The organism is Candidatus Poribacteria bacterium (genome assembly GCA_021162805.1).
Classification (GTDB): Bacteria; Poribacteria; WGA-4E; order B28-G17; family B28-G17; genus JAGGXZ01.
This window is the reverse complement of the sequence record JAGGXZ010000040.1, coordinates 20,638-27,511: the sequence shown is the minus strand read 5'-3', so window position 1 is coordinate 27,511 and position 6,874 is coordinate 20,638. Positions and strand designations below refer to the sequence as shown.

Sequence of the window (6,874 nt, the reverse complement as noted above, 5' to 3'; positions counted from 1 at the left end):
GTAGTATCTATGGCCAATTGTCCGCCGTCCACAGCTCAACCGTCATTAGAACGTTTAACGTTCCAACGTTCAACGTTTTAACGTTTTCCCAATCGGCTTCGCCGTCATTAATGACTACAAATGACGACAAATGACGACAAATGACAATAAATGACCTATAAGCGGCGGACGGTAGCTTTAAAAATCTCCGCTACACTCAGCGATGATATGAGCGAACAGACTTAATGGAACATCCCTGACATCCGTTTTAAAAACTTCATCTCCTCGCCGTCTAACTGCTCAAACATCCTTTTCTCACGCATATCGAAGGATCTCCGCGGTTTGCCTTCGGGTCTGTTCTTCTGATCGCCGTTATGGAAACACCATCCAGCCGCGCCTCCATCCTTCGCCCCTTTGAGATCCCTCAGAAAATCCTCGGCCTTCGGTTCCCACCGGTTCGGCCTGAAGCCCCGCCTGAACGGCTCCTGATAGTGCACCGGCACAACCCTTCCGATCTCCTTCATCAGCTTGATATATCCCCTCGTCCGGTCAGCCGTCTGAGAGGGCGATCTGCCGTTTCGCGGACGATGAGGCGAGATGAAGTCCACCTTCACCTCCAGCAGATACCTCCACAGATCATCCTCACCTATATCCCCGGCATGTGAGGCGGTTATCAGTCGATCGGGGTCGAGCTTTTTCGCCAGTTTCCTCAGTTCCACCAGCTCCTCGAACGGAACATATCGCTTGTCCCTGATGTTTCTCTCGTTCGCCATATCCAGATACCAGTTCCGATAGGGTTTGAGCTCCTCCAGAAGCGTCCGGACGGCACGGCTGAGGGATTCCAGGTTTTGAAGGCGCGGCGGCCCGGTGATCCCGTTTCCCCGTGAGAGGGTGACGTCAACCACCATCCCTCGCCGATCGCACTCCTCGATCAGCCATCGCAGCTTACCGAGATACGGCTCGCGGGGATTTCCATTGGGATCGACGGCCGAGACGTCGTTTCCGAAGGCCGACCAGGTTGCCCAGACTCGAATCCAGTTGAACCCATACCTTTGCATATCGTCCAGGTCCTTCAGTATGAACTCCTTCGACGCTCCCAGAGCTCCGTAGAAGCTGATTCCGAGGAGGAAGGTCGGTTCCCCGTTGATGGTGAACCGCGTTCCCTCAACCCCCAGCTTGGTCTCAGACATCGCCATACCTCCTATCATCAAAATCCAGGTGATCGCTACGAGCCACTTTGAGATGTCCTTCATCGAGATACCTCCAAGCGGATATTCAGACCGATTATACATCAGCTATAGGCTTCGGTCAAAGTCGGGATGTGATCGGAGTCAATGGTGTGAATCCCGTTCCGCTCGGTGAGGATATACCTCTCCATCTTGGGATTCCAGCGGTCAGTCTGATGTCCGAAATGCATCCCCGCCTCGATAAGCTGTTTCACCGTAATCTCAGTCATCGAGCATTACCCCCTTTACGGAAAGACGAAATCGGGAACACAGTCGTACCAGAGATAGAAGGTCTCGCCCTCAATTTCCATTTTCGGGCATTCCTTCAACCGTTCGATGTTTTTCCACCCTCTTCCGTTGTATCTTCTGAATAGGATATTCCATCCCTTATCATCTATGAAGGTCTCGACGGCTACCATTCTTTCCGTACTTTCTGGTTCGCTCACCCAGAGATACCTCAAACATTTAAATCTCTTAGGTCCAAAATCCAGAAGCACGACATCGGTTACCCTCTCAAGCAGAACTTCTCCTTCGGACTCAGCTCTTCTTTCGAATCCGGGGTAAAGCTTAAGTGGCAGCACATAATCTTTTTGCTCCTCAACGGCGGGTTTATCCTTCTCCCTCGTTATGCAATAGATGCCATCATCTCGGAAGGTATAGTAGCTTTGTCTTGAAAGCTCGAAGTTCCTTTCCCCGTCGAAGGAGTGGAACTCGAAACACTCCTCGCCATTTATGATTACCTTCCCCACGCATCTCGTCAGCACGACCTCCGTGAGTCTCCTCTCAGGATAGTCATAGAAATACCACTCGACTTCGTAACCCTCCTCGAAGACGCCGAAGAAGGATGGATCGCATCTCAGCTCGACCTCCATCCTCTCCCCCGGAAGCTCGATTATCCTGAAATCAGGCTCGTATATCTTTGACTTCTTCATCTCTCTCAACCTCCACGTTTGATCTCTCCCCTCCCCGTTCTGGTGACGCCAAAGGGGAATGAGGGGTAAATCCGCATTGTCTTTCTTTTCGAAGGGGTTTTAGAGATCCTCGCTGCAACGAACATCCTCCCAAGCCGTGTTTTATGCTCAAGGTCCCTGTAAAGCTCCATCCAGACCCTGCTCTCGAAATCCTCCGAGGTTTTCATCCTTTCAAACGACGAGCAGATTTCCAAGACCCCTTTGAAGGATTCGAGTCTCATTCGGCACCTCTTACAGAGTGTTAAATGTCCCTCAAGGCTTTCCCGTTCGTCCTCTGTAGGCTCGTTCATCAGGAGAGCTATGATCTCCTCATCTTTTAGACACCTCATCGGATTCCCTCCAATTTCCTCCTCAATCTTCTGCATGCCTCGGCCATTCTGGATTTCACCGTGCCCAGAGGACAGTCGAGAAGCTCCGCTATCTCCCTATATTTCAGTCCTCCATAGAGGCTGAGCACGAAGACGATCCTCAGCTTTTCGGGAAGCCCGTTTATCGCCTTTTCGACGGTCTGCATGAGCATCTTTCTCTCGAGTTCCTCAGAGGGCGAGGGTTGTTTGGAATGAATTTTTTCAACGGCTTCCATCTCCTCGTCCAGCGAAAGCATATCAGGTCTTCGTCGCTCCCTGTCGAGGTAGTTCAGACAGAGATTTCTGGCTATGGTGTAGAGGAAGACTGTGAACCTCGCCTTCGGACAATAACTTTCAGCGCTTTTGAACAGCCTGATGAAAACCTCCTGCGTTATATCCTCGGCCTCTTCCCTACGTCCTGTGAGGCGATAGCAGAAGTTGAGAACGGAATCCTTATGGCGTTTCATGAGTACGTTGAAAGCCTCAAGCTCACCGGATTTCAATCGAAGCATAAGCTCCTCATCGGAAAGAGTCTCCAGCATAATTAACCTCCATCCACCTATATAAACAGATCACCGGCGAAAAGGTTCGAAATAAAATCGCTCGCATTCCCCTTGAGTGCGTACCGATCAGCACCCTATCTCTTCTCATCGCTCATATTATCGTTAAGTGTAGCGGAGATCTGAGAGGTCAGAAATGCTTATTTCTCAGGGCGAAAAGGAACGAGGAACCAGGACGGAAAAACGTTACAACGTTAAACGTTGAACGTGCAACGGATTTCCCTTCTCCTCGTTCCTCCTCATGGATAACCGCTACACTCAAGGGAAATAAGAGCGCTTCTCATGATCAGAAGAGTTATCTACACTGTGATCTGATAGACGGGGGTGAATCAGATGTTGAAGGTTAGAAGATGTGTTAAGGGCAAGGCACGGAGGATCGAAGCATTATAGTGAACGGCTATCCGTCCCGCTGGCACTGTTCCTCTTTATGAGTTTGCATGAAGATATTTCTAACGGCGGAAACCGCTGAGGATTTCGGTCAGGCGATCTATCGGAATGCCCAATCGGGTGTTGCCATCCCTTCCCACCATCGTCTCGGCTTTAAGGATGGAGTTCAAGATAGCCTCCTCAACCGCCTCCACAGTCGCCCGGAACAGCGGGGAGATGCGCTCATCAGGGAGAGGAGACCGATCAGGTTGGGTTGAGAAGGCTATAACGAAGTCACCGCTTCCGTGAAACGCCATGGCTCCCACCCTGGCCAAGCCAAAGGTGGCCCTCTTCGCCACGCGCTTTAATCTTCTGGAGTCAAGGGGGGCATCTGTGGCGATGACGATCATTATAGAGCCTCCATCTGCGGGGCTCTCCCCCTCGATCGTCTCCGGTCTGAGCATCTTGCCCACATGCACGCCGCCCATGATGAGGTCGGGGGCGGAGCCGGTGTTCGTGACGACCAGAGCGCCCAGCGTGAAGCTTTCGCCCTCGATCTCCACCACCCTTGAGGCGGTCCCGATCCCCGCCTTCCACCCGAATCCGCTCATCCCTGTCCCCGCGCCGACGTTTCCCTCCTCGACCTCTCCTCCCCTAGCGCTGTCTATCGCCCGGAACAGGTGCTCAGGCGTTATGGATCTGGCGAGTATGTCGTTGAGGAAGCCGTCGTTGCACTCCCCCACGACTGGGTTAAACGATCTGACACCCGGATTGAGTTTTGAGAGCCAATCCACCATCGCGTCAGCCACGCGCCAGACGCTCAGGGTGTTCGTGAGGGCTATGAGCGATTCGATCACGCCCAGCTCCTCGACCTGAATCAATCCCACCGATTTGCCGAACCCATTGATCACGTGCACGGCGGCGGGGAGCTTCCTTTCAAACGGGTTATCCCCTGGCGGCATGACCACGGTCACGCCCGTTCTGATCGAATCACCTTCGATGATCGTGGTATGTCCCACCTTTACGTCGGGGACATCGGTTATGGCGTCAAAGCGGCTTTGATTCAGAATCCCTATCCTCAATCCGATCTCAAAGCTCCTAGGTCTCATCTTCCCAACATCCGATATCTTCGACGGTCTCCTTACCCATGATACTTAATCTCAAGCGGTTTGTCAACTGGGTTGTTATGATCCCTATTTCGTTGTAAAATTAGTTTAAGTTTCGGCTGGCCGTCATGGAAGGATGACCGGCCGATCCGGTGATACGAAAGACCTGGAAGATCAGGCTCGCGAGGTGAGTTATGTTAAAGGGGTGGGCTTCGCGTCTCATGGATGAGACGGGGCAGACAACTTCGGAGTATGCTCTGCTTTTAAGCGCCATAGCGACTATGGCAATCGGCATTACCGAGCTTGCCGATGAGATCAAGAAATTGCTTGACCAATCCGCATCGATTATCAACCAGATTTCGAGTCATCTTCAGGAGATAAACGATCAGCTTTCACAGATTCTCTCCAGATAACTCAGGAGGGGCGGCTCTTATTTATTCCGCCCCTCGATCAAGTTATGACATTATATCTCGTCACGGTATCCACCGGCGTCGCTGTCATTGGATCCAGCGCCAATGCCACCATGATCACAGCCACCGTCCAAATTGCTTCCATCGGCGTTGCTTACAGGAAAGGTCAGATCCGAATCGGACACTCCGTCGTCGATCGTGTCCAGATCCTGTGTTATGTCGTTCCAGATGTCCATGATCTGATCGGCCACGTTAGCTATGGCCACTACCATCGCCAGACCCAGGAGACCTACAATGATAGTATACTCAATGAGGGCCTGACCTTTCTCTCTGCGGAGCCTCTCCAGAGCTTTAGCCATAACACACCACCTCATGATGTTTTCATGAACCAACCGTTGAGTCGGTTCATCGATTGCATTGTATGTGATGCAACTTGCATACCAGGACATAAAATGGGGTGACAAACCCGCTTGATACGCGGGTTTGTCGAGGGGAAGGGAGGTTTCAGGCAATTGACATGATATGCAAATTATTGCATATAAAAGACCGGTAGAACTCCAATAACGCTCATCATTTCCCTAGAAACACCTGCCAAAGCGGTATGTGCAAGCTTTTTACCAATTTAGGCAGGAAGATTCCCAGTGGAAAAGGAGGGGGAACTTTTCCCCTTTGAAATCTGAAGAAAGGTTCCCGATCAGGTACCGGGGTTCATAATTTCCTTCGCTATGTCCGAATATTCCATCTCCCTTAGGCCATATTCTTTGAGTTTGTACATTAGAGCTCTGTAGCTTATGCCAAGCTGCTTGGCCGTTTTGGTTCTGTTCCACTTGTTGGCTATTAACGCTTGAAGAATCGCTTTCTTTTCGGCCTCTTTGGCTGCCGCTTTCAGATCGGTTGTCTTCCTGGCTCTGGAAGTCGATCGCTTAGGAGGCTCTGCTCCATATCCTTTAGCTATCGGTGATTTCTCTGAAAGCCATAGATGTTCGGGTCTGATTATCCCGTCTGTCTGCAGCACGACCGCTCTGTGGATCACGTTTTCAAGCTCGCGAACATTGCCTGGCCAGGTATATTCCAGCATCATCTCCATCGCCTCATCTGAGACTGTAATCTGAGGCCCATTTTCCCCGGTCGCCGCTCTGATGAAGAATTCCACCAACACCGGAATATCCTCTTTTCTCTCTCTCAAAGGTGGTAGGTAGATTGGGACGGTGCTGATCCTGTAATAGAGGTCATTCCTGAAATTCCCGTTTTCCACCTCCTCCTGAAGGTTACGATTGGTGGCGGCTATCACCCTGACATCGATGTTTATAGTTTCTAAACCGCCAACCCTTTCGATCTCCTTCTCCTGCAGAGCTCTTAAAACCTTCACTTGCATTGAAAGGGGCATATCTCCTATCTCGTCCAGAAATAGGGTGCCGCCATGAGCCCTCTCGAACTTTCCCATCTTCCTTTTGGTGGCTCCCGTGAAGGCCCCAGGTTCATATCCGAAAAGTTCGCTTTCAAGCAGAGTTTCAGGGATAGAGGCACAGTGAACCGGTACGAAGGGGGCGGATCTCCTTTTGCTATTATGATGAATGAATCTGGCCAGTAGCTCCTTTCCAGTCCCCGTTTCACCCAATATCATAACTGTCACATCGCTTTGGGCAACCTTCTGAGCAAGTTCAAGCGCCTTCATAAAGGACGGACTTGTTCCCACTATCGCTTTATGCTTGCCGTTATAGGATGGCAAAGTTATCACCTTGCCTTCGAGAATATCTCTATCCATAGCTCCTCCCTCGCAGATTTTTTCAGGTCTTTCATATCACCGGTCATTCCTCCTTTGTGCAATAGATATGCCAGGTGCTTCATAAAAGGGGAAAGGTCTTTCAAAGGCAATAACTATGCGGGTTTTAAGGATGAAGAAGGTTTC

The 6,874-nt window shown here is 50.9% G+C and carries 9 protein-coding genes; 1 reads left to right on the top strand and 8 read right to left on the bottom strand.

What is annotated here, in order from left to right:
• Positions 1-221 precede the first annotated feature (221 nt).
• From J7M22_03000 to J7M22_02975, 6 genes are all read right to left on the bottom strand, one after another.
• Positions 222-1,232, bottom strand: a complete 1,011-nt coding sequence (locus J7M22_03000; protein ID MCD6505572.1) for a hypothetical protein — start codon at positions 1,230-1,232, stop codon at positions 222-224.
• Between the two features lie 38 nt (positions 1,233-1,270).
• Positions 1,271-1,435, bottom strand: a complete 165-nt coding sequence (locus tag J7M22_02995; GenBank protein ID MCD6505571.1) for a 30S ribosomal protein S2 — start codon at positions 1,433-1,435, stop codon at positions 1,271-1,273.
• A 15-nt stretch (positions 1,436-1,450) separates the two neighbouring features.
• Entirely contained in the window at positions 1,451-2,137 is a 687-nt protein-coding gene (locus tag J7M22_02990; GenBank protein ID MCD6505570.1) for a hypothetical protein, read from the bottom strand.
• A 5-nt stretch (positions 2,138-2,142) separates the two neighbouring features.
• Positions 2,143-2,505, bottom strand: a complete 363-nt coding sequence (locus J7M22_02985; GenBank protein MCD6505569.1) for a hypothetical protein — start codon at positions 2,503-2,505, stop codon at positions 2,143-2,145.
• Positions 2,502-3,065 (bottom strand): RNA polymerase sigma-70 factor, encoded by a 564-nt coding sequence (locus tag J7M22_02980; GenBank protein ID MCD6505568.1) that lies wholly within the window; start codon positions 3,063-3,065, stop codon positions 2,502-2,504. The genes J7M22_02985 and J7M22_02980 overlap by 4 nt, the downstream gene beginning before the upstream one ends.
• A 467-nt stretch (positions 3,066-3,532) precedes the next feature.
• Complete coding sequence (locus tag J7M22_02975) at positions 3,533-4,558, bottom strand: P1 family peptidase (protein MCD6505567.1); 1,026 nt, start codon at positions 4,556-4,558, stop codon at positions 3,533-3,535.
• Positions 4,559-4,749: 191 nt separating this feature from the next.
• Between J7M22_02975 and J7M22_02970 the strand changes: the two genes are divergently transcribed.
• A complete protein-coding gene (locus tag J7M22_02970) occupies positions 4,750-4,968 on the top strand; it encodes a hypothetical protein (protein MCD6505566.1) in 219 nt (72 codons plus the stop codon).
• A 50-nt stretch (positions 4,969-5,018) separates the two neighbouring features.
• Here the strand turns inward: J7M22_02970 and J7M22_02965 are convergent, their stop codons facing one another.
• Both J7M22_02965 and J7M22_02960 read right to left on the bottom strand, forming a co-directional pair.
• On the bottom strand, positions 5,019-5,324 hold the full coding sequence (locus tag J7M22_02965) for a hypothetical protein (protein ID MCD6505565.1): 306 nt from the start codon (positions 5,322-5,324) through the stop codon (positions 5,019-5,021).
• A 335-nt stretch (positions 5,325-5,659) separates the two neighbouring features.
• The gene (locus J7M22_02960; protein ID MCD6505564.1) at positions 5,660-6,730 is read right to left on the bottom strand and encodes a sigma-54-dependent Fis family transcriptional regulator; all 1,071 of its coding nucleotides are present in this window, start codon (positions 6,728-6,730) and stop codon (positions 5,660-5,662) included.
• Positions 6,731-6,874: the final 144 nt, after the last annotated feature.